1 protein-coding gene is annotated in these 555 nt (G+C 69.2%); it reads right to left on the minus strand.

Features of this window, described 5'->3' with window-relative positions:
• On the minus strand, positions 1–555 hold a 555-nt coding region (locus CSZ94_RS27450), incomplete at both ends, for a DDE-type integrase/transposase/recombinase (protein WP_146009933.1).

The following is a 555-nucleotide window of genomic DNA, read 5'->3' on the forward strand; positions in this document are numbered from 1 at the left end:
CTGCGCCATTGTCCGCGTGCAGCACCAGCGGCTTGCTGTGCGGGCGGCGCTCGCGCCAGCAAGCCCGCTCCATCAACGCGGCCGCCTCGTCGCCGCCCTCGCGTGCATGCACCTCCCATGCGACCAACTTGCGGCTGAACAGGTCGATGACGGCGTACAGATAGAAGAACATGCCGCGCACCTGGCTGGGCAGATACGTCACGTCCCAGCTCCACACCTCGTTGGGGCCGTGGGCCACGTGGCGCTGCGGCTCGGTGGCCTGCGGCGCCTTGGCGCGGCCGCGATGCTGCTGCTCTTTTGCCGCACGCAGTATGCGATAGAACGACGATTCGGACGCCAGATAGCTACCCTCGTCGGCCAGACGCGGCACGATTTGCGCCGGCGGCAAGTCGGCAAAGCGCGCCTCGTGACAGACGTCGAGCACGCGCTGGCGTTCTTGCTCGCTCAGCTTGTGCGGCGGCGCCGGTCGGGCTGCCGCCGGTCTCGCATCGGCTCGGACCTCGCCGGTACGGCGCCAGCGCTCGACGGTACGCGCACTCAAGCCCAGTTCAGCGC

The sequence above is a fragment of the Janthinobacterium sp. ROICE36 genome, assembly GCF_002869965.1.
GTDB lineage: Bacteria > Pseudomonadota > Gammaproteobacteria > Burkholderiales > Burkholderiaceae_D > Janthinobacterium.